23 protein-coding genes and 1 pseudogene are annotated in these 24,095 nt (G+C 60.4%); 18 read left to right on the plus strand and 6 right to left on the minus strand.

Features of this window, described 5'->3' with window-relative positions; translation table 11 throughout:
- Positions 1-195 precede the first annotated feature (195 nt).
- The 11 genes from ACA053_RS00665 (at position 196) to ACA053_RS00715 (ending at position 14,633) form a co-directional block, all read left to right on the plus strand.
- Complete coding sequence (locus ACA053_RS00665; protein ID WP_497314818.1) at positions 196-1,548, plus strand: TolC family outer membrane protein; 1,353 nt, start codon at positions 196-198, stop codon at positions 1,546-1,548.
- Positions 1,549-1,585: 37 nt separating this feature from the next.
- On the plus strand, positions 1,586-3,742 hold the full coding sequence (locus ACA053_RS00670; protein WP_497394326.1) for a type I secretion system permease/ATPase: 2,157 nt from the start codon (positions 1,586-1,588) through the stop codon (positions 3,740-3,742).
- Positions 3,732-5,099, plus strand: a complete 1,368-nt coding sequence (locus ACA053_RS00675) for an HlyD family type I secretion periplasmic adaptor subunit (RefSeq protein ID WP_497394327.1) — start codon at positions 3,732-3,734, stop codon at positions 5,097-5,099. The genes ACA053_RS00670 and ACA053_RS00675 overlap by 11 nt, the downstream gene beginning before the upstream one ends.
- A 300-nt stretch (positions 5,100-5,399) precedes the next feature.
- Complete coding sequence (locus ACA053_RS00680) at positions 5,400-6,287, plus strand: TauD/TfdA dioxygenase family protein (protein WP_497394328.1); 888 nt, start codon at positions 5,400-5,402, stop codon at positions 6,285-6,287.
- Positions 6,288-6,304: 17 nt separating this feature from the next.
- Positions 6,305-7,330 carry an ABC transporter substrate-binding protein gene (locus tag ACA053_RS00685; RefSeq protein WP_497314822.1) on the plus strand — a complete coding sequence of 342 codons (1,026 nt, stop codon included), beginning with the start codon at positions 6,305-6,307 and terminating at the stop codon, positions 7,328-7,330.
- Between the two features lie 5 nt (positions 7,331-7,335).
- The gene (locus ACA053_RS00690) at positions 7,336-8,196 is read left to right on the plus strand and encodes an ABC transporter ATP-binding protein (protein ID WP_497314824.1); all 861 of its coding nucleotides are present in this window, start codon (positions 7,336-7,338) and stop codon (positions 8,194-8,196) included.
- Between the two features lie 20 nt (positions 8,197-8,216).
- Positions 8,217-9,083, plus strand: a complete 867-nt coding sequence (locus ACA053_RS00695) for an ABC transporter permease (protein WP_497314826.1) — start codon at positions 8,217-8,219, stop codon at positions 9,081-9,083.
- A gap of 199 nt (positions 9,084-9,282) precedes the next feature.
- The gene (locus ACA053_RS00700; RefSeq protein WP_109627191.1) at positions 9,283-10,203 is read left to right on the plus strand and encodes a LysR family transcriptional regulator; all 921 of its coding nucleotides are present in this window, start codon (positions 9,283-9,285) and stop codon (positions 10,201-10,203) included.
- Positions 10,204-10,420: 217 nt separating this feature from the next.
- Positions 10,421-11,956, plus strand: coding sequence for an MFS transporter (locus ACA053_RS00705; protein ID WP_497394329.1), 1,536 nt, complete (start codon positions 10,421-10,423; stop codon positions 11,954-11,956).
- Positions 11,957-11,982: 26 nt separating this feature from the next.
- Complete coding sequence (locus ACA053_RS00710; protein ID WP_497394330.1) at positions 11,983-13,050, plus strand: HlyD family secretion protein; 1,068 nt, start codon at positions 11,983-11,985, stop codon at positions 13,048-13,050.
- Positions 13,047-14,633 carry an efflux transporter outer membrane subunit gene (locus tag ACA053_RS00715; RefSeq protein ID WP_497314830.1) on the plus strand — a complete coding sequence of 529 codons (1,587 nt, stop codon included), beginning with the start codon at positions 13,047-13,049 and terminating at the stop codon, positions 14,631-14,633. The genes ACA053_RS00710 and ACA053_RS00715 overlap by 4 nt, the downstream gene beginning before the upstream one ends.
- On the opposite strand, the pseudogene ACA053_RS00720 reads toward ACA053_RS00715, so the two are convergent.
- The 4 genes and pseudogenes from ACA053_RS00720 to ACA053_RS00735 form a co-directional block, all read right to left on the minus strand.
- A pseudogene (locus tag ACA053_RS00720) lies at positions 14,614-15,098 on the minus strand (PIN domain-containing protein). The gene ACA053_RS00715 and the pseudogene ACA053_RS00720 sit on opposite strands and share 20 nt — an antisense overlap.
- A gap of 144 nt (positions 15,099-15,242) precedes the next feature.
- The gene (locus tag ACA053_RS00725) at positions 15,243-15,626 is read right to left on the minus strand and encodes a DUF6124 family protein (RefSeq protein ID WP_497394331.1); all 384 of its coding nucleotides are present in this window, start codon (positions 15,624-15,626) and stop codon (positions 15,243-15,245) included.
- Positions 15,627-15,952: 326 nt separating this feature from the next.
- Positions 15,953-16,711: a slipin family protein gene (locus ACA053_RS00730; protein WP_094469722.1), complete on the minus strand. Its 759-nt coding sequence runs from the start codon at positions 16,709-16,711 to the stop codon at positions 15,953-15,955.
- A 2-nt stretch (positions 16,712-16,713) separates the two neighbouring features.
- On the minus strand, positions 16,714-17,244 hold the full coding sequence (locus ACA053_RS00735; protein ID WP_497396104.1) for an NfeD family protein: 531 nt from the start codon (positions 17,242-17,244) through the stop codon (positions 16,714-16,716).
- A 198-nt stretch (positions 17,245-17,442) separates the two neighbouring features.
- Here ACA053_RS00735 and ACA053_RS00740 point away from each other — a divergent pair, with 198 nt between their 5' ends.
- Both ACA053_RS00740 and ACA053_RS00745 read left to right on the plus strand, forming a co-directional pair.
- A complete protein-coding gene (locus tag ACA053_RS00740; RefSeq protein ID WP_497314834.1) occupies positions 17,443-17,904 on the plus strand; it encodes an aminoacyl-tRNA deacylase in 462 nt (153 codons plus the stop codon).
- Between the two features lie 138 nt (positions 17,905-18,042).
- Positions 18,043-18,288: a DUF2789 domain-containing protein gene (locus ACA053_RS00745; RefSeq protein ID WP_497314836.1), complete on the plus strand. Its 246-nt coding sequence runs from the start codon at positions 18,043-18,045 to the stop codon at positions 18,286-18,288.
- Here ACA053_RS00745 and ACA053_RS00750 read toward each other — a convergent pair.
- Positions 18,249-18,572: a type II toxin-antitoxin system RelE/ParE family toxin gene (locus ACA053_RS00750; RefSeq protein WP_497314838.1), complete on the minus strand. Its 324-nt coding sequence runs from the start codon at positions 18,570-18,572 to the stop codon at positions 18,249-18,251. The two genes, ACA053_RS00745 and ACA053_RS00750, sit on opposite strands and share 40 nt — an antisense overlap.
- Complete coding sequence (locus ACA053_RS00755; RefSeq protein ID WP_497314840.1) at positions 18,569-18,847, minus strand: antitoxin of toxin-antitoxin stability system; 279 nt, start codon at positions 18,845-18,847, stop codon at positions 18,569-18,571. The genes ACA053_RS00750 and ACA053_RS00755 overlap by 4 nt, the downstream gene beginning before the upstream one ends.
- A 197-nt stretch (positions 18,848-19,044) precedes the next feature.
- On the opposite strand from ACA053_RS00755, the gene ACA053_RS00760 reads away from it, so the two are divergent.
- Genes ACA053_RS00760 through ACA053_RS00780 form a run of 5 tightly spaced genes read left to right on the plus strand, consistent with a single transcriptional unit; the run spans position 19,045 to position 24,077 of the window.
- Positions 19,045-19,473, plus strand: a complete 429-nt coding sequence (locus tag ACA053_RS00760; RefSeq protein WP_497314842.1) for a MarR family winged helix-turn-helix transcriptional regulator — start codon at positions 19,045-19,047, stop codon at positions 19,471-19,473.
- Positions 19,470-21,542: an FUSC family protein gene (locus ACA053_RS00765; RefSeq protein WP_497394332.1), complete on the plus strand. Its 2,073-nt coding sequence runs from the start codon at positions 19,470-19,472 to the stop codon at positions 21,540-21,542. Before ACA053_RS00760 ends, ACA053_RS00765 begins: the two co-directional genes overlap by 4 nt.
- Complete coding sequence (locus ACA053_RS00770) at positions 21,539-21,748, plus strand: DUF1656 domain-containing protein (RefSeq protein WP_008148151.1); 210 nt, start codon at positions 21,539-21,541, stop codon at positions 21,746-21,748. The genes ACA053_RS00765 and ACA053_RS00770 overlap by 4 nt, the downstream gene beginning before the upstream one ends.
- Positions 21,745-22,632 carry an efflux RND transporter periplasmic adaptor subunit gene (locus ACA053_RS00775; protein ID WP_077747465.1) on the plus strand — a complete coding sequence of 296 codons (888 nt, stop codon included), beginning with the start codon at positions 21,745-21,747 and terminating at the stop codon, positions 22,630-22,632. Before ACA053_RS00770 ends, ACA053_RS00775 begins: the two co-directional genes overlap by 4 nt.
- Complete coding sequence (locus tag ACA053_RS00780; RefSeq protein WP_497314846.1) at positions 22,629-24,077, plus strand: efflux transporter outer membrane subunit; 1,449 nt, start codon at positions 22,629-22,631, stop codon at positions 24,075-24,077. Before ACA053_RS00775 ends, ACA053_RS00780 begins: the two co-directional genes overlap by 4 nt.
- Positions 24,078-24,095 lie beyond the last annotated feature (18 nt).

Below are 24,095 nucleotides of genomic sequence, written 5' to 3' on the forward strand. Positions count from 1 at the left end.
TTGACCTTAGTGCTGTCATCCTAAACACTCGCCTCCGTAATGTCACATTGATATTTAGGTAACTACCCGCCCCACAGAGTGTGACTCAGCTACAAATTCAAACTTTCCGACACACGGTCATTCCGATGGTCATCATCCGATGCAGCGGCACGTCCTGCAGTGATTCAAGACAAGTAATTCCGGGAAATTCCAATCATGCGTTTGCACCTGTTCAAGGCTTTACCGTTCGCCCTAGCCGCCAGTTTTGTTCAGGCGCAGTCACTTCCGGAGGCCATGCAACAGGCGTTGGATGTCCATCCGGAAATCCAGGCAGGTGTTAATAGTCGATTGGCCGCGGATTATCAGTTAAAGGCGGCAAAAGGTGGATACCTTCCACGGGTCGATCTGCTGGGCGGTTATGGTCGCGAGGGCACTGACAGCGTCACCACGCGGGCTGCCGGCAATGACAATCACTGGGAAACCCTGAACCGCAGCGAGTCGAGTTTGCGTCTGTCGCAAATGGTTTTTGACGGTTTTGCGACGTCCAGTGAAGTGGGGCGTCAACAAGCCACCGTTAATTCCCGCGCCTATTCCTTGCTGGGCACGTCCGAACGCACCGCGCTGACTGTCGCCCAGGTTTATCTGGAAGTGCTGACCCGCCGTGAATTCGTGCGCCTGGCCACAGACAACCTGAAGAGCCACGAAAGGATCTATGACCAGATCAAATTGCGCACCCAGCGCGGCGTCGGCAGCGGTGCCGACCTCGATCAGGCCGAAGCGCGTATGGCCCAGGCCCGCAACAACCTGATCACCGAACAGACCAACCTGGCAGACGCCGAGACCAACTTTCTCAGCGCCGTGGGCCAGATGCCCGATCAACTGGAGCGGCCTGCCGATTTCCTCGCGCTGTTGCCGGCCAACCTGAACGAAGCCCGCGCGCAGATGCTGGAGAACAGCCCGATCCTGCGTTCCGCCGAGTCCGACATCGCCGCGGCCGAGAAACAGTACGACGCGGCCAAATCGTCCTTCTACCCGCGCTTCGATGCCGAACTGGGTCGCTCCGCCGACAACGATCTCGACGGTCAGAACGGCCACAGCAACGAATGGCAGGCCATGCTGCGCATGCGCTTCAATCTGTATGCCGGCGGCAGCAACAAGGCTGATCTGGAATCCAAGTCCTACCTGTCGAGCCAGGCGCTGGATATCCGTAACAACGCCCTGCGCGTATTGAATGAAGAGTTGGGTCTGGCCTGGAATGCTTTGAACAACGCCAACGCCCAAGTGCCGATCGCCCAGCAATATGTCGATCACAGCACCAGCGTGCGCACCGCGTACCAGAAGCAGTTCAGCCTTGGCGAGCGCACTTTGCTCGACCTGCTCGACAGTGAAAACGAACTGTTCAGCGCTTCCCGTCGCCTGGCGGAGATCAAGAACATTCAGTTATTTACTCAATACCGAATCAAGGCGACCATGGGCGAGTTGCTCAAGAGCCAGGGAGTGGTCGCACCGTTGGCATCCGTTGTGCAGAACGACGTGAAGCCCAGGGTCCAGCTACCCGGGATGAATTGAGTCTTCCCTTTTTTACTGTTAGCCAAGAGTGCCGAGCGTGGAATCAGAAGTCAGTCGAGTTCAACTCATTCATGATCCACGCGCGCTGCACGACGATCCGTTACTGGATGGTCTGCTAGCCCTTTGCACCCTGCATCAGAAACCGGCCAGCGCCGCGATGCTGACCACCGGCCTGCCGTTGCCCAAGCAGCGCTTGAGCGTCGAACTGCTGCCCCGCGCCGCCGCTCGCGCCGGCCTGCAAGGGCGAGTGCTGGTGCGCAAGCTGGAGCAGATTCCGGCGATTGCGATGCCAGCGCTGTTGCTGCTCAAGGACGGTCGCAGTGCCGTCCTCCTCGGCTGGCACGGTGAAGACCAGGCCCGCCTGCTGATCAGCGAAAGCGACGGTGGCGAAAGCCTTGTCAGTCGCGAACTGCTGGCCGACGACTACATCGGCAAAGTGTTCTTCGCTCAACCCCAGCACAAATTCGACGTCAATCACGGCACGCTGATCCCGCGCGCGCGCTCGTGGTTCCGCGACACCCTCAAGCGTTCGCGCTGGCTGTACGCCGATGCCATCGCCGCCAGTTTCCTGATCAACATCATCGCCATGGCGGCGCCGCTGTTCGTGATGAACGTCTATGACCGCGTGGTGCCGAACCAGGCTGAATCGACGTTGTGGGTGCTGGCTATCGGCATCACCGGCGCTTACTTGTTCGACCTGATTCTCAAAAGCCTGCGCAGTCTCTGCCTGGACTTGGCCGGGAAGAAAACCGACCTGATCATCTCGGCGACGCTGTTTGAACGCATCGTCGGCATGGCCATGAAATACCGCCCGGCCCGGGTCGGCAGCTTCGCCCAGAACATCCATGAGTTTCAGAGCCTGCGCGATTTCCTCGCGTCGCTGACCCTGACCAGCCTGATCGACCTGCCGTTTACGCTGCTGATCTTCATGGTCATCGCGATTCTCGGCGGGCATCTGGTGTGGATTCCGGTGCTGGCGTTCCCGATAGCGCTACTGATCGGCTATGCGCTGCAGAAGCCGTTGGTGGCGACCATGGAACGGACCATGGCCCTGGGCGCCGAGCGTCAGTCGAGCCTGATCGAAACCCTCGCCGGCCTCGATGCGGTGAAGGTCAACAACGCCGAAAGCGAACGCCAGTATCAGTGGGAACAGACCATCGGCACCCTCAGCCGCCTCGAGTTGCGGGTAAAAATGCTTTCCGGCCTGGCGATGAACATCACCTTGCTGATCCAGCAACTGGCCGGGGTGATCATGATCGTCTTCGGCGTGTACCAGATCATCGCCGGCAACCTGAGCATGGGCGGTCTGATTGCCTGCTACATGCTCAGTGGCCGCGCGCTCAGCCCGCTGGCTTCGTTGTCCGGCCTGCTGACCCGCTACCAGCAAGCGCGGGTGACCATGGTCTCGGTGGACCAGATGATGGAGCTGCCGCAAGAGCGCAACTTCGACGAACGCCCGTTGAGCCGCAAGGTGCTGCAAGGCGCCATTGAATGCCGGCAGATGAACTTCACCTACCCGAACCAGCAGAACGCGGCGCTGAACAACATCAACCTGGTGATCAAACCGGGTGAGAAGATCGGCATCATCGGTCGCAGCGGCTCGGGCAAAAGCTCCCTGGCCAAACTGCTGGTCGGTCTCTATCAACCGGATGACGGCGCGCTGTTGGTGGACGGCGTCGACATCCGCCAGATTGATGTCAGCGAATTGCGCCACAACATCGGCTACGTCGCGCAGGATATCCAGCTGCTGGCCGGCACCCTGCGCGACAATCTGGTCTCGGGTGCACGCTATGTAGAAGACGAAATGGTCTTGCAAGCCGCCGAACTGGCCGGCGTGCACGAGTTCGCTCGCCTGCACCCGCAAGGCTATGAACTGCAAGTCGGTGAGCGCGGGCAGAACCTGTCCGGCGGTCAGCGCCAGAACGTGGCCCTGGCCCGTGCGTTGCTGCTCAATCCACCGATCCTGCTGCTCGACGAACCGACCAGCGCCATGGACAACACCGGCGAAGAACGCCTCAAGCAACGCCTCGCGGCAGTAATTGAAAACAAGACCGTGGTGCTGGTGACGCACCGGGCATCGCTGTTGTCGCTGGTCGATCGCCTGATCGTCATCGACCGTGGACAAATTCTCGCCGATGGCCCGAAAGCCGCCGTGATGGAAGCGTTGAAAAAGGGGCAGATCAGTGTTGCTTAAGTCGGGTTTCAAGGATTCGATCCGCCGTTACTTCAAAGGCTCCGAGTCGCTGCATGGCCAGCCACTTCCGGAGGTCAATAAAGCGCTCATCGAAGACGCCCCGCGCGTGGTGCGGCTGACGATCTGGGCGATCATCGGCTTCTTCGTGTTCCTGATGCTCTGGGCCAATTACGCGGTGATCGACGAAGTCACCAAGGGCGACGGCAAGGCGATTCCGTCGTCGAAGATCCAGAAAATCCAGAACCTTGAGGGCGGTATCGTCTCCGAGTTGTTCGTCACCGAAGGGCAGATCGTCGAAGCCGGTGCGCCGCTGATTCGCCTCGACGACACGCGGTTTGCCTCCAACGTCGGCGAAACCGAAGCCGATCGGCTGTCGATGTTGCTACGCGTGGAGCGCTTGAGCGCCGAGGTCGATGACCGTCCGCTGAATTTCCCCGCCGATGTGCTGAAGGCTGTTCCCGGCCAGGCGGCCAGCGAAGAGTCGCTGTACATCAGTCGTCGTCAGCAACTGCACGATGAAATCGGTGGTTTGCAGGAGCAGTTCATCCAGCGTCAACAAGAACTGCGTGAGTTCACCTCCAAACAGTCTCAGTATCGCAACGCGTTGTCGTTGCAGCGTCAGGAAATCAACATGTCCGAGCCGCTGGTGGCCCAGGGCGCGGTGTCGCCGGTCGAGGTGTTGCGACTCAAGCGTGCCGAGGTTGAAACCCGTGGACAACTCGATGCCACGACGCTGGCGATCCCGCGCGCCGAATCGGCGATCAAGGAAGTGCAGCGCAAGATCGACGAGACGCGCGGCAAGTTCCGCAGCGAAGCCCTGACCCAACTCAACGAAGCCCGCACCGACCTGAACAAGGCCCAGGCCACCGGCAAAGCGCTGGAAGACCGGGTCAGCCGGACGCTGGTGACATCGCCGGTACGCGGCATCGTTAACAAGTTGCTGGTGAACACCATCGGCGGCGTGATCCAACCGGGCAGCGACCTGGTGGAAATCGTGCCACTGGACGACACCTTGCTGGTGGAAGCAAAGATTCGCCCGCAAGACATTGCGTTCCTGCATCCCGGACAGGAAGCGACGGTGAAGTTCACCGCGTATGACTACACGATTTATGGTGGGCTGAAGGCCAGGCTTGAACAGATCGGTGCTGACACCATCACCGATGAAGACAAGAAGACCACGTACTACATCATCAAGCTGCGTACGGATCGCAGCCATCTGGGGACGGATGAAAAGCCGTTGCTGATCATCCCGGGGATGGTGGCTTCGGTGGATATCATTACCGGCAAGAAGACTGTTCTCAGTTATCTGCTGAAACCGATTATCCGGGCTCGGGCAGAGGCGTTGCACGAGCGGTAGTTCTCCGCCGGGCCTTATCCTCATCGCGGGCAAGCCCGCTCCCACAGGGTTTTGTGATCGTCATAGAACCTGTGGGAGCGGGCTTGCCCGCGATGGCGGCCTCAAGAGCGATAAAAATCAAAAGCCATATCGTTATTCAATAACGATATTTAAATTTCAATTCTTATATCTATAAAGTCATCCTCCTGCGTACCTGCCGACCAATCGGCGCGCCGCACGACACGAACCAACACGGGACTTCCGTGAGTTTCTTGATCGACGCGCGCGCCCTTGAGCGTGCCGTGCGTGGGAGTGATTTTTATGTCAGCCGTCTCTGCGTCAACCGCAATCGCGCCACAAACCTTCGACATTCGCCCGTTCAGCGGCGCTGTCGGTGCCGAAATCATCGGCCTGGACCTGTCCCGCCCGATCAATGATCAGGATTTCGCCCGTATCCACCGCGCGCATCTGGATCATCACGTCGTGGTGTTCCGTGACCAGCGCATCTCTCCCGAGCAGCACATCGCCTTCAGCCGTCGCTTCGGCGTGTTGCAGATCCATGTGCTCAAGCAATTCCTGCTGGCCGGTCACCCGGAAATCCTCATCGTTTCGAACATCATCGAAAACGGCCAATCCATCGGCCTCGGTGACGCCGGCAAGTTCTGGCATTCCGATCTGTCTTATAAAGAACTGCCCAGCCTGGGCTCGATGCTGCACGCCCAGGAACTGCCTTCCGAAGGTGGCGACACCTTGTTCGCCGACATGCACAAAGCTTGGGACAACCTGCCCGAAGCACTGCGCAAAGCCGTCGAAGGTCGTTCGGCCGCGCACTCCTACACGGCGCGCTACAGCGAGACCAAATTCGAAGGCAACTGGCGCCCGACCCTGACCCCGGAGCAACTGGCTCAAGTCGTCGAAGTGGTCCACCCGATCGTGCGCACGCACCCGGAAAACGGGCGCAAGGCGTTGTTCGTCAGTGAAGGCTTCAGCACGCGCATCGTCGGTTTGCCGGAAGACGAGAGCAAGCAACTGCTCGACGAGCTCTATGCCCACAGCGTCTTGCCGCAAAACATCTACCGCCATCAATGGCAGGCCCATGACCTGGTGTTCTGGGACAACCGTTCGCTGATCCACCTTGCCGCCGGATGCCCAAGCCATCTGCGCCGCAAGCTGTATCGCACCACCATCCAGGGCGACGCGCCTTTCTGATCTGTCGGAGAACTTCCATGTCCAAACGTCTTCCATTCGCGCCGCTGGCCGCTGCCATCGGTTTGGGATTCAGCCTGATCGCCGGCAGTCTGGTGGCGCCGACCGTGGCCCACGCCGAAGGTGAAATCCGCATCGCCGAGCAGTTCGGCATCGTCTACTTGTTGCTCAACGTGGTGCGCGATCAGAACCTGATCGAGAAGTACGGCAAGCAGGAAGGCATCGACATCAAAGTCGACTGGACCCAGTTGTCCGGTGGCGCGGCGGTCAACGATGCGCTGCTCTCGGGTTCGATTGATATCGCCGGGGCGGGCGTCGGTCCGTTGCTGACCATCTGGGACCGCACCCACGGCAAGCAGAACGTCAAGGCCGTGGCCTCCCTCGGCAACTTCCCGTACTACCTGGTGAGCAACAACCCCAAGGTCAAAACCATCGCCGACTTCACCGAAAAAGACCGCATCGCGGTGCCGGCGGTCGGCGTTTCGGTGCAGTCGCGTTTCCTGCAATACGCGGCCGCCAAGCAGTGGGGTGACAAGGAATTCAATCGCCTCGACAAGTACACCATTGCCGTACCGCATCCGGATGCCACGGCTGCGCTTATCGCCGGAGGTACCGAGTTGAGCGGGCACTTCTCCAACCCGCCATTCCAGGATCAGGCGCTGGGCAATCCCAACGTTCATGTGGTGCTGAACACCTATGACCTGCTGGGTCCGAACTCGCCAACCGTGCTGTTCGCCACCGAGAAATTCCGCAACGAGAACCCGAAAACCTATAAAGCCTTCGTTGAAGCGCTGACCGAAGCCGCGCAGTTTGCCCAGAACGATAAAGGCGCCGCCGCCGACACCTACATCCGCGTCACCAAAGCCAAAATAGACCGCGCCGCGCTGCTGAAAATCATCGACAACCCGCAGTTCGAATTCAGCGTCACGCCGAAAAACACTTACCCATTGGCCGAGTTCCTGTACCGCGTCGGCGCGATCAAAAACAAACCGGATTCGTGGAAGGATTACTTCTTCCAGGACGCCAAGCCACTGCAAGGGAGCTGATCGACATGAACGCCCCTTTGCAAGGCCACACGGCCAGCAACCCGATCGCGGCAGCCCAGGCGCTGCTGTCCGTCGACCATGTCAGCCTCGAATACCGCACGCCGCAACGGGTGGTTCGGGCGACGCACCAAGTGAGTTTTGAAATCGATCCGGCGGACCGCTTTGTGCTGCTGGGTCCGTCGGGTTGCGGTAAATCGACACTGCTCAAAGCGGTCGCCGGGTTCATTCAACCGTGCGAGGGCGAAATTCGGCTGCAAGGCCAGACCGTCCATGCGCCGGGGCCGGACCGGATTGTGGTGTTTCAGGAGTTCGATCAGCTGCCGCCGTGGAAAACCGTCAAACAGAACGTGATGTTTCCGCTGCTGGCGTCGAAAACGCTGAAGCGAAAAGAGGCTGAAGAACGGGCGCTGCACTACCTGGACAAGGTCGGTCTGGCGGCGTTTGCCGATGCCTATCCGCACACCCTGTCTGGCGGCATGAAGGCGCGTGTGGCGATTGCCCGGGCGTTGGCGATGCAGCCGAAAATCCTCCTGATGGACGAACCTTTCGCCGCCCTCGATGCGCTGACTCGCCGCAAGATGCAGGAAGAGTTGCTGCTGCTCTGGGAGGAGGTGCGCTTCACGCTGCTGTTCGTCACGCACTCCATCGAAGAAGCGCTGGTGGTGGGCAACCGTATTCTGTTGCTGTCGCCGCATCCGGGGCGGGTGCGGGCCGAAGTTCACAGCCATCAATACGATTTGCACAGCCTCGGCGGCGTGGCGTTTCAGGAATCGGCGCGACGGATTCATCGGCTGTTGTTCGATGAAGGCCAGTCGCCGGAAACCGAGCGTGAGCTGGATTTTTCTGACATTCGCATCGCTTATTGAGCCATTGAGAGGAGTGTCCGATGAGCCATTTATCATCTGCGCGTGAAGAGTTTGAAACCGTTTTGCAGCCATTGACCAGCGTGCCGGTGGAGCGCGAATTACCGCTCGGCCAACGCCTGTGGCAACAGGGCTGGCTGCGTAAGAGCCTGATCCTTATTTTGCTCGCAGTGCTGTGGGAGGTGGTTGCGCGCATTCAGAACAACGACCTGTTGCTGCCAAGTTTTCTACAAACCGGCAGCGCGCTGTATGACGGTTTGCTCAGCGGCGAGTTGCTGGGAAAAGTCTGGATTTCGCTGGTCGTTCTGCTCAAGGGCTACTTGATCGGCATCGTCCTGGCGTTTGCCTTGACCACGTTGGCGGTGTCGACTCAGTTCGGTCGCGACCTGCTGAGCACTTTGACCTCGATGTTCAACCCGCTGCCGGCTATTGCGCTGTTGCCGCTGGCGCTGCTGTGGTTTGGCCTGGGGCAGAACAGCCTGATTTTCGTGCTGGTGCATTCGGTGCTTTGGGCGTTGGCGCTGAATACTTATGCCGGGTTTCTCGGCGTCTCGGAAACCCTGCGCATGGCAGGGCGCAATTACGGCCTCAAGGGTATGCGTTTTGTGTTGTTCATCCTGATCCCGGCGGCGCTGCCGTCGATCCTTGCCGGGCTGAAAATTGGTTGGGCGTTTGCGTGGCGAACCCTGATCGCAGCGGAATTGGTGTTTGGCGCGACCAGTGGCAAGGGTGGGTTGGGCTGGTACATTTTTCAGAATCGTAATGAGCTGTACACCGACAAGGTGTTTGCCGGGTTGGCGGTGGTGATTTTGATTGGGTTGCTGGTGGAGAACCTGGTGTTTGATTCGTTGGAGCGGGTGACCGTTAAGCGTTGGGGGATGCAGCGCTGAGTTTTGCGGTGTCTGAACCGGCCCCATCGCGGGCAAGCCCGCTCCCACAAGGATCTTCAGTGGATGCAGATGTTCTATTCACAAAGAACCCTGTGGGAGCGGGCTTGCCCGCGATGAGGCCAGTCCAGCCAACACAATAATCGGGGATGTTTGCTAGCATTGCGTCTGAATCAACCCATCCCAGGCACGAGTGCTCAGCATGCAACTCCCGGACATGAACCTGTTGGTCGCCCTCGACGCCTTGCTCGATGAGGGCAGTGTGGTGGGCGCCGCGCGGCGGATGAACCTCAGCCCGGCGGCCATGAGCCGAACACTCACGCGTATCCGCGAGGCCATCGGCGACCCGATTCTGGTGCGTGCCGGTCGTGGACTGGTGCCTACGCCCAAGGCGCTGGAACTTCGCGAGCAAGTGCGCGACGTCGTGGAGCAGGCTGCGCTGCTGTTTCGCTCGGCCGATGCGGTGGAGTTGGGTTCATTGCGCCGTCGGTTCAGCATCCGCGCCAATGATTTTTTCGTCGGCGTTTACGGCGGCAAGCTGTTCGACACCCTCGACCGCCAGGCGCCGCATTGCGAGCTGCGCTTCGTCCCTGAAGGCGATGGCGATGATGAAGCGCTGCGCGAAGGGCGGATCGACCTGAACATCAGCAACACCCGGCCGCTGACCCCGGAAGTGAAGGTGCAGAATCTGTTCTCCACTCATTTCGTTGGTCTGGTTCGCGAGGACCATCCGCTGTTCGACGAAGAGATCACGGCCGAACGTTTCGCCGGGTTTTCGCATATCAGCATGTCCCGGCGCGGCATTGCCCGTGGTCCTATCGATACGGCACTGAATGCCTTGGGGCTGGAGCGGCGGGTGGCTGTGATTGCGCCGAGCTTCCACGCGGCGATGTTTGCGCTGCCGGATTCCGACCTGATTTTGCCGGTGCCCAAGGAAGCGTTGTTGAGCGTGCGACGCCTGGGCTTGAAGCTGCGCTCGTTTACCCTGCCGATTCCCTTGCCCACCCTCATGCTGACCCAAGCCTGGCATCCGCGTTTCGACAAGGATCCGGCCCACCGCTGGCTGCGAGAAACGCTCAAGGCTTGCTGTGACGAAACGTGGCTGGCTGCGCAACCCACTTGAAGTTCACCGCCAATCCCTGTGGGAGCGGGCTTGCCCGCGATAGCGGTGTATCAGTCACATTGATGTTGGATGGGCTGCCGTCTTCGCGAGCAAGCCCGCTCCCACAGGGATATGTATTGCTGCACATGGCGCACTTATAACCTGCCGATAAGTCAATTTTCGTAACGTCCCACGCTTCTTAAAATGCTTCGGTATTCAACCCCGGAGCTTGCAGCAAATGACTTCCCTCACGGTCACGGCACCTCTCGCCGCGGCCAGTCCAGCCGCTGTCACGCCCCCGGTCTTCGGCCCGCGAATCATCATCGGTCTGGTGGGGGTGCTGCTGGCGGTGCTGGTGTCGGGCCTCAACGAGATGGTGACCAAGGTCGCCCTGGCGGACATTCGTGGCGCATTGGCCATCGGCTACGACGAAGGCACCTGGCTGGTCGCCAGCTACACGGCGACCTCGGTAGCCGCCATGGCCTTCGCGCCGTGGTGTGCAGTGACCTTCTCGCTGCGGCGCTTCACCCTCTGCGCCATCAGCGCCTTCACCCTGTTAGGCGTGTTGTGCCCGTTCGCCCCGAATTACGAAAGTTTGTTGGTTATGCGTACCTTGCAAGGCCTGGCCGGTGGTGCGCTTCCGCCGATGCTGATGACCGTCGCGCTGCGCTTTTTACCGGCCAACGTGAAGCTCTACGGTCTGGCGGGTTATGCGCTGACGGCCACCTTCGGCCCAGGGCTCGGCACTCCTCTGGCCGGTTTGTGGACCGAGTACGTCGGCTGGCAATGGACCTTCTGGCAAATCATCGCCCCGTGCCTGATTGCCATGGCGGCCGTGGCCTACGGCTTGCCGCAGGATCCGCTGCGTCTGGAGCGCTTCAAACAATTCAACTGGCGCGGTTTGCTGCTGGGTTTTCCAGCGATTTGCATGCTGGTGATCGGCATCCTGCAAGGCAATCGGCTGGACTGGTTTGAGTCGAGCCTGATCTGCGGATTGCTTGGCGGTGGGCTGTTGATGTTGGTGCTGTTCCTGATCAACGAATGGTCGCAGCCGATCCCGTTTTTCAAGATGCAGATGCTCGGCATCCGCAACCTGGCGTTCGCCTTGTTGACCCTGGCCGGGGTGCTGGTGGTGTTGCTGGCGGTGATCATCATTCCGTCCAGCTACCTGGCACAGGTGCAAGGTTATCGCCCGGTTCAGACCGCACCGATCATGTTGCTGGCGGCCCTGCCACAGTTGATCGCGCTGCCCCTGGTGGCGGCGCTGTGCAACCTGCGGTGGGTCGATTGTCGCTGGGTGTTGGGGCTCGGACTGAGCATGTTGGCGCTGTCGTGCATCGGTGGTTCACAGCTGACGTCGGTGTGGATTCGTGACGATTTCTACGCGCTGCAATGGCTGCAAATCTTCGGTCAACCCATGGCGGTGCTGCCGCTGCTGATGCTCTCCACCGGCAGCATCATGCCGATGGAAGGCCCTTACGCCTCGGCCTGGTTCAACACCGTGAAAGGCCTGTCAGCGGTGATCGCTACCGGAGTGATCGAGGCGTTGACCACGGCAAGGCTGCATTTCCATTCGAGCATGCTGGTGGACAACCTCGGCAATTCCCCTCTGGCCGACAGCGACAGCGCCGGTCTTGCTCATCGGCTGCATGAACAGGCCGTGGTGTTGACCTCATCGGATCTTTATCTGTGCATGGCCGGCGTCGCGCTGGCGCTGATCCTGCTGATTTTCTGGCTGCCGACGCGGATTTATCCACCGCGCGCACCGACCTGAACGCTTCACTGAAACAGAAGGTTTTTATGACGACTCAAACAAATCAAAAAGTGGTGGTCGGCGTCGCCGCAGTGGTGGCGGTCGGCGTGCTGATTTATTTGCTGGCGCCAGGCGTTTTTGGCAAGCGCACGCAGCAGAGCACCAACGACGCCTTCGTCTCGGCGGACTTCACCCTGGTGGTGCCTCGCGTGGCGGGGTTCATCAAGGAAGTGCTGGTGGAAGACAACCAGCAGGTCAAGGCCGGGCAATTGCTGGCGTTGATCGACGACCGCGACCTGCGTGCCGCCGCCCAGGCCGCCGACGCCGAAACGCTGGTGGCCAGGGCGCAACTGCAAAACGCTCGGGCAACCCTTGAGCGCCAAACGTCAGTGATCGCTCAGGCCCAGGCCACGGTGGTGTCGGCCAAGGCTGAAATGGCCTTCGCCGAGCATGAATTGAACCGCTACAACCACTTGGCCGGAGTCGGAGCCGGCACGGTGCAGAATGCGCAGCAAGCGCGCACGCGCATCGATCAAGCCACGGCGCGGTTGGCCAACGTCACGGCGGTGCTGGCGGCGGAGCGCAAACAAGTGGAGATTCTCACGGCTCAGCGCGATGCGGCCGAAGGTGGATTGAAGCGGGCGCAAGCGGCACTGGAAATGGCCAGCTACGAGCTGTCTTACACGCGCATCGTTGCCCCTCAGGACGGCATGGTGGGCGAGCGTGCGGTGCGGGTCGGCGCTTATGTGACGCCGGGCAGCAAGATCCTGGCAGTGGTGCCGCTGGCGCAGGCTTACGTGGTGGCCAATTTTCAGGAAACCCAGCTAACCGACGTGAAGCCGGGGCAGGACGTGCAGGTGCGTGTCGACAGCCTCGGTGGCGACGTGTTGACGGGGCGTGTCGAGAGCATCGCGCCGGCCACGGGTGTGACCTTTGCGTCGATCAAACCGGACAATGCCACCGGTAACTTCACTAAAGTGGTGCAGCGGATTCCGGTGAAGATTGTGCTGGAACCGGGTCAGGCATTGGCCGAACGGTTGCGGGTGGGGATGTCGGTGGAGGCGAGCATTGATACCGCCGGTGGGGCGACTGCGTCTGAGGTGGTTCAGCGATGAAGAGCTTTGTTGACCGGGCTGACGCCTTCGCGAGCAAGCCCGCTCCCACATTGGGCCGGTTCAATGCACACAATCTTGGTACAAAAGGAGATCCCCTGTGGGAGCGAGCCTGCTCGCGAAGAGGCCGCCGGCCCCAACTCACCTTATGCGCCTTGCTGGTCATGAGCCTTTCAGCCTGCACCGTCGGCCCAGAGTTTAAAAAACCTCAACCCCAACAAATCACCGAATGGTCAAAACCGTCCAAAACCGCCGCCAGCGAAGCAGTCCCCACCGACATGAACGAACGCTGGTGGGAAGTCTTCAACGACCCGAAACTCGCCGCTCTGACCCAGCGCGCCCTGACGGATAACCTCGACCTGAAACTCGCCAGCAGCCGCTTGCAGCAAAGTCGCGCCGCCCGCCAGGTGATCACCGCTGACCGTTATCCCAACACCGCCGCCACCGGCAGTTACGGGCGCAAACGCAACAGCGGCGAAGGTCTGAACGACCCATCGGGCAACAACGGCAATTCGGCGTTCAACCTCTGGGACGCCGGTTTCTCCGCCTCTTGGGAGCTGGATTTCTGGGGCCGCGTACGCCGCGAAACCGAAGCCGCCGACGCGACCCTGGAAGTCGCGGAAAACGATCGCCGTGGCGTGCTGCTGTCGGTGCTCGCCGAAACGGCTCAGGACTACATTCAACTGCGCGGCGTGCAGAGCACCCGAGTCGTCACCGAGCAAAACCTCGACGTCGCCCGACACAGCCTGAAGCTCTCGCAACTGCGCCTGGCCGACGGCGTTGCCACCGACCTGGACGTCGCCGAAGCGGCCGCGCAAGTCGCCGCCATCGAATCGCGCCTGCCGGCACTGGAACAGCGCCAATCACAACTGATCAACGCGCTTAGCCTGTTGATGGGCGAACCGCCGCAAGCGCTGCACGCCGAGTTATCCACAGACGCCCCCGTGCCGCCTACCCCGCGTCAGGTCGCCATCGGGCTGCCGTCGCAACTGGCCGAACGCCGCCCGGACATCCGTCAGGCCGAAGCCCGCCTGCATGCCGCCACTGCGAGCATCGGCGTGGCCAAGGGTGACTTCTATCCGCGGATAACCCTGTCCGGCAACATCGGTTCACAAGCCATGCAGCTCAGCGATTTCGGCTCCTGGGGCTCGCGCGCGTTCGGCATCGGTCCGCAATTCAGCCTGCCGCTGTTCGACGGCGGCCGCCTGCGCGGGGTCCTGAATTTACGCGAGGCCCAGCAACAGGAAGCCGCCGTCGCCTACCAGCAAACCGTACTGCGCGCATGGCATGAAATCGACGATCAACTGAGCGCCTACAACGCCAGCCAACTGCGCCGCGACAGCCTCGCCGAAGCTGTCCGCCAAAACCAGATCGCCCTGCGCACCGCGCAGCAGCAATATGTGGAAGGGGTAGTGGATTTCGTCAACGTCCTCACGGTGCAAGGCGCGTTGTTGGCGACTCAGGAACAGTTTGTGGAGAGCTCGACCGGGGTGTCGCTGGCGATGGTGGGTTTGTATAAGGCGTTGGGTGGGGGATGGGAGTCGGTGTATCCGTTGGTTAGCGTCGTTACCAGTAATCCGGTCTGATGGCCGGGGCCTTACGGGTAGGTACCTTGTCCGGAAACTGGTGTGACTGCAACTCTTCTGCGGAGATGGCTTTTCGCATCCAGTGCGAGTGTTCTTTCAACGAACCGGGTGGGATTCGTTTGAACCCTTTCCTGTATGGAAGAACGATACCTACGTTTATTTGAGGAAAGTCTTCCCGGATGGCTTTCAGTGCGGGAGCCATGTCTGTATCCCCGGACAGGGCGCGCGTGCAGGTTCGAGTTGGTGGCGACCATAGTGAACGGCAACATTGTGAGCCTTAAGGGCGCGGACGTAAGTGTCTTGAGCCTCCTTGGAAACGATGCCGCGGGTAGCCAGTTCTAGTTTGACCGAAGACGTGAAGTAGTCAATTGAGGCCGTAGAGCTTTGAGGGTTTTCAATGTGAGCGATGTAAGTCAACAACTGCGGCAGGTTTAGCCATTTATAAGGCGTTAGTTGCCAAGTCATGCATTGACAGCACTGACGCCATCGCGGGCAAGCCCGCTCCCACAGGTGATTTTCGGTGAACACAAAGTTTGTGTACGACTGCGATCTCTGTGGGAGCGGGCTTGCCCGCGATATCGATCTTCAACTCACCACAAATCTACCCGGCTAAACCTTTGCCTGAGCCTGCTGAATCTGCAACGCCTCCCAATGATCCATTGCCCGCTCAACCAGCAACTGCACACCATCAGCCATGCGGCTAAGCGCCAGGGCGACCGAGCGCCGTGTCCCGTCCACGTCATCCGCGAGATCGGCCGCAATGGCGCTGATGGACAACAAGTCTTCGGAGGCATTGGCTAGCAGGGCTTCGGTGTCGATGTCGGGGGAGACGGTGAAGAGATGGCCTTTGCGGCGCTTGGCTGGTTTTTCGCTAACCGGGGGGAAGTAGTGGGCGAAGGCGCGGTCTGCGGCTTCTTTGAGTTTTTCGGCTTCGAGAGAATCGTCGGAATCGGTGCCAGGGTTACCTGGCGGATTCGGAGTAATCTTGTGCATATATAAAAATCCTAAACAGTAAGTGAGAGCCGTCACCGTTCGCTTGCACGCGAATGGGGTGGCGGCCGAGCGCAGGTGTGCAAGACCGGGACTGTTTAGGACACCCAGCAGATCCGAGGATCTCCTGCGCGCAGCCGCCATTAAGCAATGAGACATGGCAATTGCGACCCAAACAGTTTCGTCGGACTTGCACGTCCGTGTCACCGTTTATTCAGTGACAAACCCAGACTAGACCTGGGTTCAGGCCGGAACAAGTTCACCAACACCACTACAACTTGAAGGAAATCTCCGACGGAGTTACCAGACGTTGGTGTTTTCGCAGAGGGTCAGGATTTGGACGACAAATCCGCCATCCCCTTGAGCAATTCGATCGGCAGCGGAAAGACAATCGTCGCTGTCTTGTCCCCGGCAATCGAACTCAACGTCTGCATGTACCGCAACTGCATCGCCCCCGGCTGACGCCCCAACATCTCGGCCGCTTGCATCAGTTTTTCCGAAGCCTGCAATTCACCTTCGGCGTGAATCACCTTGGCCCGGCGTTCCCGTTCGGCTTCGGCCTGTTTGGCGATGGCGCGGACCATCGATTCGTTGAGGTCCACGTGCTTGATCTCGACGTTCGCGACCTTGATGCCCCAGGCATCGGTCTGGGCGTCGAGCACTTGCTGGATGTCGATGTTCAGCCGTTCCCGTTCAGCCAGCAGTTCATCGAGTTCATGTTTACCGAGCACCGCCCGCAGCGTGGTCTGAGCCAATTGGCTGGTGGCCATGAGGAAATCTTCGACCTGGATGATGGCTTTCTGTGGGTCGAGTACACGGAAGTACAGAACCGCGTTGACCTTGACCGAGACGTTGTCGCGAGTGATTACGTCTTGTGGCGGTACGTCGAGCACCACTGTGCGCAGGTCGACGCGGACCATTTGCTGGACCACCGGAATCAGCAGGATCAGGCCAGGCCCCTTGACCTGCCAGAAGCGCCCGAGCTGGAAGACCACCCCGCGCTCGTATTCGCGCAGGATGCGGAAAGTCGAACCCGCCAGCGCGATCAGCAGTAACAGTAGCGCGGCAAAACCCAGTTGCAGGCCCATGTCTATTCTCCCTTCGACGCCGCATCAGCTGCGGCCACTTCCAGCAGTAATCCCTTGCGTGCCACCACCCGGACCTTTTGCCCGGGTTGCAGCGGCGTAGTGCTGAGGACTTGCCACTTCTCTCCTTGCAGATGCACCCAGCCGTTGTAGTCATTGCCGGCCAGCGACATCACCGGGGTCACGCTGCCCACCAGTCCTGCATCGCCACTGACGTTTTCGCGTGGTCGGGTTTTCAGGGCGTGAATCAGCAGGGCAACCAGCAGCAGGGCGCTGATCAGACCGAGGCCGATCATCAATGGCACAGGCACTTCGGTGTTGGTCAGAACCACCGCGCCAATCACGAACATCACAATGCCGCCCAACCCGATCACGCCGTAATTGGGCAGCGCCGCTTCGGCGATCAGAAAGGCGATGCCGAATGTGATCAGCCAGATCCCGATAGGGTTGGGGGCCAGCAGGACGACGGTGTCCGCGGCGAAGACCGATCCGCTCACGACCAACAGCGACGCAACTGCACAGCAACGAATGTTCACGTGACCCTCCGGGAGAGTCATTGATGGTTCTTTATACAGTCTAGCTGAGCTCTCGATTGGACGAATTTTGATCAGTTGTTGACGTCCGCCGATGGGCAGATTTCCCTGCGCAATCCCCCAGCGGGCCTAGACTTTCAGTACGAAGAAAAGTGTTAACCATCGTCCGCCAAACAGTGTTTGCGGACACCGAGGTGCATCATGCGTATGGCAAAAACCCTGCAGAGCAGCCTGGAGAAGGCGCACTGCGAATATGACATCGTGTCCCACCCGCACTCGGCCAGCAGCCTTGAAACCGCGCGACTCGCGGGCATTCCTGCTGAACGGGTGGCCAAGTCAGTCATCCTCGACGACCAACACGGGCATTTCCTGATGGCCGTGCTGCCCGCCAGTCGCCATCTGGACCTGAGCAAAGTGCGCAGCAGTGGCGAATGGCAGGTCTCCCGGGAAAGCAACCTGCCGCACCTGTTCGATGATTGCGAACGCGGCGCCGTGCCCGCCCTTGGCGAGGCCTATGGGCTCGACGTGGTCATCGACCCTCTGCTGACCCGGCAGAAAGACATTTACCTTGAAGCCGGCAACCACATCAATCTGCTGCACATGAACGTGCCAGAGTTTCTGAAAATGGTGCCGCATGCGGAGGTGCGTGAGTTGAGCCAGTGAGTTTTGCGGCGTTAGTGATACCGTCTTCGCGGGCAAGCCACGCTCCCACAGGGTTATCGCAATCCTGTGGGCACGTGGCTTGCCCGCGATTGACTGCAAAGCAGTCACCCCATCATCTGCCATAAACAGGAGCCAGACATGGAATCCCCAACCCACACCCTCCCTTCCCTGTTCAAACAACTCGGCCTGCCGGACGACGCTGAAAGCATCGATAAATTCATCGCCACCCACTCACCGCTCAAGTCTGAATTGCATCTGGCCGATGCATTTTTCTGGAGCGAAAGCCAAGCGCAGTTATTGCGGGAGGAGATTCTGGATGATGCAGATTGGGCGGAGGTGGTGGATCAACTGGATGTGCTGATGAGGAAGGGGCGGGGGGTGTGAGAATTACCTTTCTGGGGCCACTGTCGGGATGTATGAACAAGCGCGAGAATCCAGACCGCGTCCGTTTCGACCTGATAAACCAAGCGATAGCTTTGATGGGGAATTGACTCGCGAGTACCTGTAATGATTCCGACGGGGCCGCTTTCAGGAAACTGGGAAATGCGAGATATCGCATCAATGAATCGGTTGTCCATTTCGAGGGCGGCTATTGGATTGACTGCATACAGGTAATCCCAGATGTCTGCACGATCCTGTGCTGCTGCGGGCGTCCATATTATCTTCATCCTTTCTTGGTTACCTGCGCACGCCTGGCAGCGAATTGTGCTTCAACTTCATCATTGGTCAGGCCTTCGCCAGCTCGCATCGAAATACGTGCAGTGTCGACTTTACGTTGCAAGAACGCTTCGTACTCGCGCGACTCTCGTTGTGTTTGAACGAACTGACGCATCATTTCCCTGACGATTTGCGATGCGGGGCGATGGGAGGCTTCAGCTTCTGCCATGAACTCTTCTCGCAGCTCTGGTTCAAGTTTCATCGTAAAAACAGCTTGTTTGGACATTTCCATTTCCTCGAAGTGGATACTGACGAAGTATATACGTCTTCAGTACCGATGTTGATTCAGGCAGCCAACTGGCGACGGATGGCAGCCAAATTGTTTCAAAACTTGACCAACTTTCCCCTCCAATGCCATATTGATAGTTAGCAAACTAACAGTGTGTGTTTCCCCTCGTGCCGAAAAACCTCGACGCTCTCCAGATGAACATCAGCAGCTCCATGGTGGTGGCCGCCAGGCATTGGCGGAAGATCTGCCAGACCACGCTGGTCAACTATGGAATCACTGAAGCCTGCGCCGTCCCGTTGTTGATGATCGGGCGTCTGGGCGAGGGTGTGCGGCAGGTGACGGTGGCGCATGCGGCGGGGATGGAGAGTCCGTCGCTGGTGCGTCTGCTCGATCAGTTGTGTCATGCCGGCTACGTTCGTCGCACCGAAGATGTTCATGATCGCCGCGCCAAATGCCTGAGCCTGACGGAAACCGGTCGGGAGTTGGTGCAGGCTGTCGAGATCGAGTTGGTGCGGTTGCGCCATGAAGTGCTCGAAGGGATCGACCGCAGTGATCTGGAAGCGACGCTGCGGGTGCTGAGAGCCTTTGAAGCGGCCAACCCGCCGTCGGTGGCCAACCCTTGAGCGGATTTTTTACCGGCGTTCCTCCGGCGCGGGACTGGTTTTACGGGGTACGCACGTTCGCGGCGTCGATGATTGCGCTGTACATCGCCATGCTCATGCAAATGCCGCGTCCGTATTGGGCGATGGCCACGGTGTACATCGTTTCCAGTCCTTTCGTCGGCCCTACCAGTTCCAAAGCTTTGTACCGCGCAGTCGGCACCTTGCTCGGTGCGGCGGCAGCGGTTTTTTTCGTGCCGATGTTTGTCCAGAGCCCCTATGTGCTGGTGGTGGTGATCGCGCTGTGGACCGGGACGTTGCTGTTCCTGTCGCTGCATCTGCGCACGGCCAACAGTTACGCGCTGATGCTCGCCGGTTACACCTTGCCGCTGATTGCCTTGCCGGTGGTGGATAACCCGTTGGCGGTGTGGGACGTGGCCGAAGCGCGGACCGAAGAAATCTTCCTCGGCATCGCGGTGGCGGCCGTGGTCGGTGCCATGTTCTGGCCACGGCGGCTGGCGCCGGTGTTCAACGATTCGGTGAACAAATGGTTCGCCGATGCTTCGACTTATAGCCTGCGTTTTCTCAGCCGCAACGTGCAGCCGGACGAAGTCAGCGCCTTGCGCTCGGCGATGGTGGCGACCTTCAACAGCCTGGAACTGATGATCGGCCAGTTGCCCCACGAGGGCGCGCGGCCGCAGACGGTGCGCAATACCAAGGAATTGCGCGGGCGGATGATTCACCTGTTGCCGGTGATCGACGCCCTCGACGACGCGCTCTACGCCCTCGAACGACGCACGCCCGAGCTTGTGGATAAGTTCGCACCGCTGCTGACCGCGACCACCGAATGGCTGGATCACAAGGATGCCGACCTCGGCCGCTGGCAAGCGCTGAAAGATCAACTTGAGGCGTTGCAGCCGTCTGCCGAAGCGCTGGATGACCGCAAGCAGCTGCTGTTTTCCAACGCCCTTTATCGCCTCGGCGAGTGGATCGATGTGTGGCAAGACTGCCGCAGCCTGCAATACGCCATTCAATGCGAAAGCCAGGACAGCTGGCGCGCGGTATATCGGCATTGGCGTCTGGGTCGCCTGTCGCCGTTTCTCGACCGTGGGCTGATGCTCTATTCGGCGGCGTCGACGGTGACCGCGATCATTGTCGCCTCGGTGCTGTGGATTCTGCTCGGCTGGACTGATGGTGGCGCCGCAGTGATTCTGGCGGCGGTGGCGTGCAGCTTCTTCGCCTCGATGGACGACCCGGCGCCACAGATTTTCCGGTTCTTTTTCTGGACGGCGATGTCGGTGTTGTTTGCCAGTCTGTATCTGTTTCTGGTACTGCCCAACCTGCATGATTTCCCGATGCTGGTGCTGGCGTTTTCCGTGCCGTTCATTTGCATCGGCACCCTGACGGTCAAGCCGCAGTTTTACCTGGGCATGCTGCTGACCTTGGTCAACACCTCGTCGTTCATCAGCATTCAGGGTGCTTACGACGCGGATTTCCTCAGCTTCGCCAACTCCAACCTCGCCGGCCCCGTCGGCTTGCTGTTCGCGTTTGTCTGGACGCTGATCGCCCGGCCGTTCGGTGCGGAACTGGCGGCCAAACGCCTGACCCGGTTCAGCTGGCGCGACATTGTCAGCCTCACCGAGCCAGCCACGCTGGCCGAACACCGGCACCTCGGCGTGCAGATGCTCGATCGCTTGATGCAGCATCTGCCGCGGCTGGCCATGACCGGGCAAGACACCGGCATTGCGCTGCGGGAGGTGCGCGTAGCGCTGAACTTGCTTGACCTGCTGGCCTACACGCCGCGAGTGCTCGGCACACCGCAAGCGCTGCTGCAGCAAGTGGTGGCCGAGGTCGGCGAATACTTCAAGGCGTGCCTGAAGGCGGGCGAGCGATTGCCGGCACCGAGCCCGCTGCTGATGACCCTCGACCGCACCCGCCGCGCCCTCAACACCGAGTGCGATGACGGCGCGCGTCTGCACCTGCTGCATGCCCTGAGCGGTCTGCGCCTGTCGCTGCTGCCGGGGGTGGAATTCGTCGCCTCGGGCGAACTCGAAGAACCGCTGCCCCATGGCATCGATGGAGCGCCTTTATGATCGGTGATCTGGATATCAGCGGGGTGTTCCTGCCTACGCTGCTGGTGCTGATGGGCATTACGTACGTGCTGTTCCTGTTGGTGCACGGGTTGCTGACGCGCCTGCACTTTTACCGTCTGGTCTGGCACCGGGCATTGTTTAACGTGGCTCTCTACGCCTTGCTGCTCGGCGCCGTGGACTCACTCAGTCGATACCTGATGACATGAAAAAGCCTTTTTTGACCCTCGGTCGCGTGGTCCTGACCCTGCTGATCGTGACCTTCGCCGTCGTCGTTGTCTGGCGCATGGTGATGTATTACATGTTCGCGCCCTGGACCCGGGACGGGCACATCCGTGCCGACATCGTGCAGATCGCCCCGGATGTGTCCGGGCTGATTCAGCAAGTGCAAGTGCGCGACAACCAGTTGGTGAAACGCGGCCAGGTGTTGTTCAGCATCGATCAGGACCGGTTCAAACTGGCTCTGCGTCAGGCCAAGGCTGCGGTCGCCGACCGTCAGGAAACCCTGGCCCAGGCGCAACGCGAAGCCAAGCGTAACCGTGGCCTCGGCAATCTGGTGCCGGGCGAGCAACTGGAAGAAAGCCAGTCCCGCGTGGCCCGCGCCGAAGTGGCGCTGATGGAAGCCCAGGTGGCGGTGGACAGCGCCCAGCTCAACCTCGATCGCTCGACCATTCGCAGCCCGGTGGACGGCTACGTCAACGACCGTGCGCCGCGTGCACAGGAATTCGTCACCGCCGGGCGCCCGGTGTTGTCGGTGGTGGACAGCAATTCATTCCACATCGACGGCTATTTCGAAGAAACCAAACTCGACGGCATTCATGTCGGCCAGAGCGTCGACATTCGAGTGGTCGGCGACCGCGCGCGTTTGCGCGGCCATGTCGAAAGCATCGTCGCCGGCATCGAGGACCGCGACCGCAGCAGCGGCAGCAACCTGTTGCCCAACGTCAATCCGGCGTTCAGCTGGGTGCGTCTGGCCCAGCGGATCCCGGTGCGGATTGCCTTCGACGACGTGCCGGCGGACTTCCGCATGATCGCCGGGCGCACCGCCACAGTGTCGATCATGGATGACCAACCGCAGGAGCCCGCGAAATGAGCAGGGCCTCGGGTTTGGCGGTTGTCGGCTTAGGTTTTTTGCTGTCGGCCTGTCAGGTGGTCGGGCCGGATTATCATCTGCCGGAAGAGGCCGCTATCCACCGCGAAGACTTGCAGGGCAACCTGACGGTAAACGGTAAAAATGTCGTGTCGGCCCCGGTGCCTGCCGATTGGTGGCGCCTGTATCAGGATCCGCGCCTTGACCAACTGGTGCAGCAGGCCATGGCCAGCAACACCGATTTGCGCGTGGCGGCGGCGAGCCTTGCCCGGGCCCGCGCTCAAGTCGACGAAGCGCAGGCGGCGGGCGGCTGGAGCGGCGGTGTGAAGATCGGCGCGCAGCGCTTGCAGGAGTCCGGCGAAGCGTTCTTGCTGGCGGATAAAGTGCCGGTGGCCAACGTCGGCGACATTGGCATTACCACGTCGTATCAGTTCGACCTGTTCGGTACCTTGCAACGCGGGATCGAAGCGGCCAAGGCCAATGCCGACGCGACTCAAGCCGCCGCCGATACCGCACGCATCACGTTGGTGGCCGATGTAGTTCGGGCTTATACCCAAGTGTGCGCGGCCAATGAAGAGCAGGAAATCGCCCAGCATTCCCTCGACCTGCAGGCTCAAGGCACCACGTTGATCCAGCGTCTGCGCGATGCCGGGCGCGGCGACGAAACCCAGGTCACCCGTTCGCAAACCCAATTCAAATCCTTGCGCGCCGACATGCCGCGTTATGAAGCGGCGCGTCAGGCCGGATTGTTCCGTTTGTCGATGCTGTTGGCCAAACCGGTCGAGCAGTTGCCGGCCGGGACCGCCACCTGCAACGAACTGCCGACAATCACTCAATTGTTGCCAGTCGGTGACGGCGCTACCTTGCTCAAGCGCCGCCCCGATGTGCGCCAGGCCGAACGCCGGCTGGCGGCCGCGACCGCCGGCATCGGTATCGCCACGGGCGAGTTGTACCCGGACATCAGCATCGGCGCGACGGTCGGTACCGTCGGCATCCTCGAAAATCTCGGCAAACCGGCGACTAATCGCTGGGGCTTCGGGCCGTTGCTGACCTGGACCGTGCCGTCCAATGGCTCCCGGGCGCGAATCCGCGAGGCGGAAGCGGCCACCCAAGGCACGTTGGCGCATTTCGATGGCGTGGTGCTCAACGCCATCCGCGAGACCCAGACCGGCCTGGCGCAGTACTCGGCGCTGCTGCAACGTCGCGATGCGTTGGCCGACGCCGAACAATCGGCGCAATTGGCCGCTGACCAGACCCACCGCTTCTTCCAGGCCGGCCGCGCGTCGTTCCTGGCGGACCTGCAAGCCACCCGCACTTACACCGATGTACGGGCGCAACTGGCCGCCGCCAACACCCAAGTTGCCATGAGCCAGATCGATCTGTTCCTCGCCTTGGGCGGCGGCTGGGAAAGCGGACGAACGCAAGCGTCACAGCCCGGCAAACCCTGAGGCCGTTGCTATGCTTTG

The organism is Pseudomonas sp. LBUM1672 (assembly GCF_059695655.1).

Coding starts and splice junctions, on each gene's coding strand:
- ACA053_RS00710 (WP_497394330.1), top strand. CDS start 11,983: ATGACGACTCAAACAAATCAAAAAGTGGTGGTCGGCGTCGCCGCAGTG.
- ACA053_RS00685 (WP_497314822.1), top strand. CDS start 6,305: ATGTCCAAACGTCTTCCATTCGCGCCGCTGGCCGCTGCCATCGGTTTG.
- ACA053_RS00780 (WP_497314846.1), top strand. CDS start 22,629: ATGAGCAGGGCCTCGGGTTTGGCGGTTGTCGGCTTAGGTTTTTTGCTG.
- ACA053_RS00700 (WP_109627191.1), top strand. CDS start 9,283: ATGCAACTCCCGGACATGAACCTGTTGGTCGCCCTCGACGCCTTGCTC.
- ACA053_RS00760 (WP_497314842.1), top strand. CDS start 19,045: ATGAACATCAGCAGCTCCATGGTGGTGGCCGCCAGGCATTGGCGGAAG.
- ACA053_RS00715 (WP_497314830.1), top strand. CDS start 13,047: ATGAAGAGCTTTGTTGACCGGGCTGACGCCTTCGCGAGCAAGCCCGCT.
- ACA053_RS00745 (WP_497314836.1), top strand. CDS start 18,043: ATGGAATCCCCAACCCACACCCTCCCTTCCCTGTTCAAACAACTCGGC.
- ACA053_RS00740 (WP_497314834.1), top strand. CDS start 17,443: ATGCGTATGGCAAAAACCCTGCAGAGCAGCCTGGAGAAGGCGCACTGC.
- ACA053_RS00775 (WP_077747465.1), top strand. CDS start 21,745: ATGAAAAAGCCTTTTTTGACCCTCGGTCGCGTGGTCCTGACCCTGCTG.
- ACA053_RS00705 (WP_497394329.1), top strand. CDS start 10,421: ATGACTTCCCTCACGGTCACGGCACCTCTCGCCGCGGCCAGTCCAGCC.
- ACA053_RS00730 (WP_094469722.1), bottom strand. CDS start 16,711: ATGGGCCTGCAACTGGGTTTTGCCGCGCTACTGTTACTGCTGATCGCG.
- ACA053_RS00680 (WP_497394328.1), top strand. CDS start 5,400: ATGTCAGCCGTCTCTGCGTCAACCGCAATCGCGCCACAAACCTTCGAC.
- ACA053_RS00665 (WP_497314818.1), top strand. CDS start 196: ATGCGTTTGCACCTGTTCAAGGCTTTACCGTTCGCCCTAGCCGCCAGT.
- ACA053_RS00695 (WP_497314826.1), top strand. CDS start 8,217: ATGAGCCATTTATCATCTGCGCGTGAAGAGTTTGAAACCGTTTTGCAG.
- ACA053_RS00755 (WP_497314840.1), bottom strand. CDS start 18,847: ATGTCCAAACAAGCTGTTTTTACGATGAAACTTGAACCAGAGCTGCGA.
- ACA053_RS00750 (WP_497314838.1), bottom strand. CDS start 18,572: ATGAAGATAATATGGACGCCCGCAGCAGCACAGGATCGTGCAGACATC.
- ACA053_RS00690 (WP_497314824.1), top strand. CDS start 7,336: ATGAACGCCCCTTTGCAAGGCCACACGGCCAGCAACCCGATCGCGGCA.
- ACA053_RS00770 (WP_008148151.1), top strand. CDS start 21,539: ATGATCGGTGATCTGGATATCAGCGGGGTGTTCCTGCCTACGCTGCTG.
- ACA053_RS00725 (WP_497394331.1), bottom strand. CDS start 15,626: ATGCACAAGATTACTCCGAATCCGCCAGGTAACCCTGGCACCGATTCC.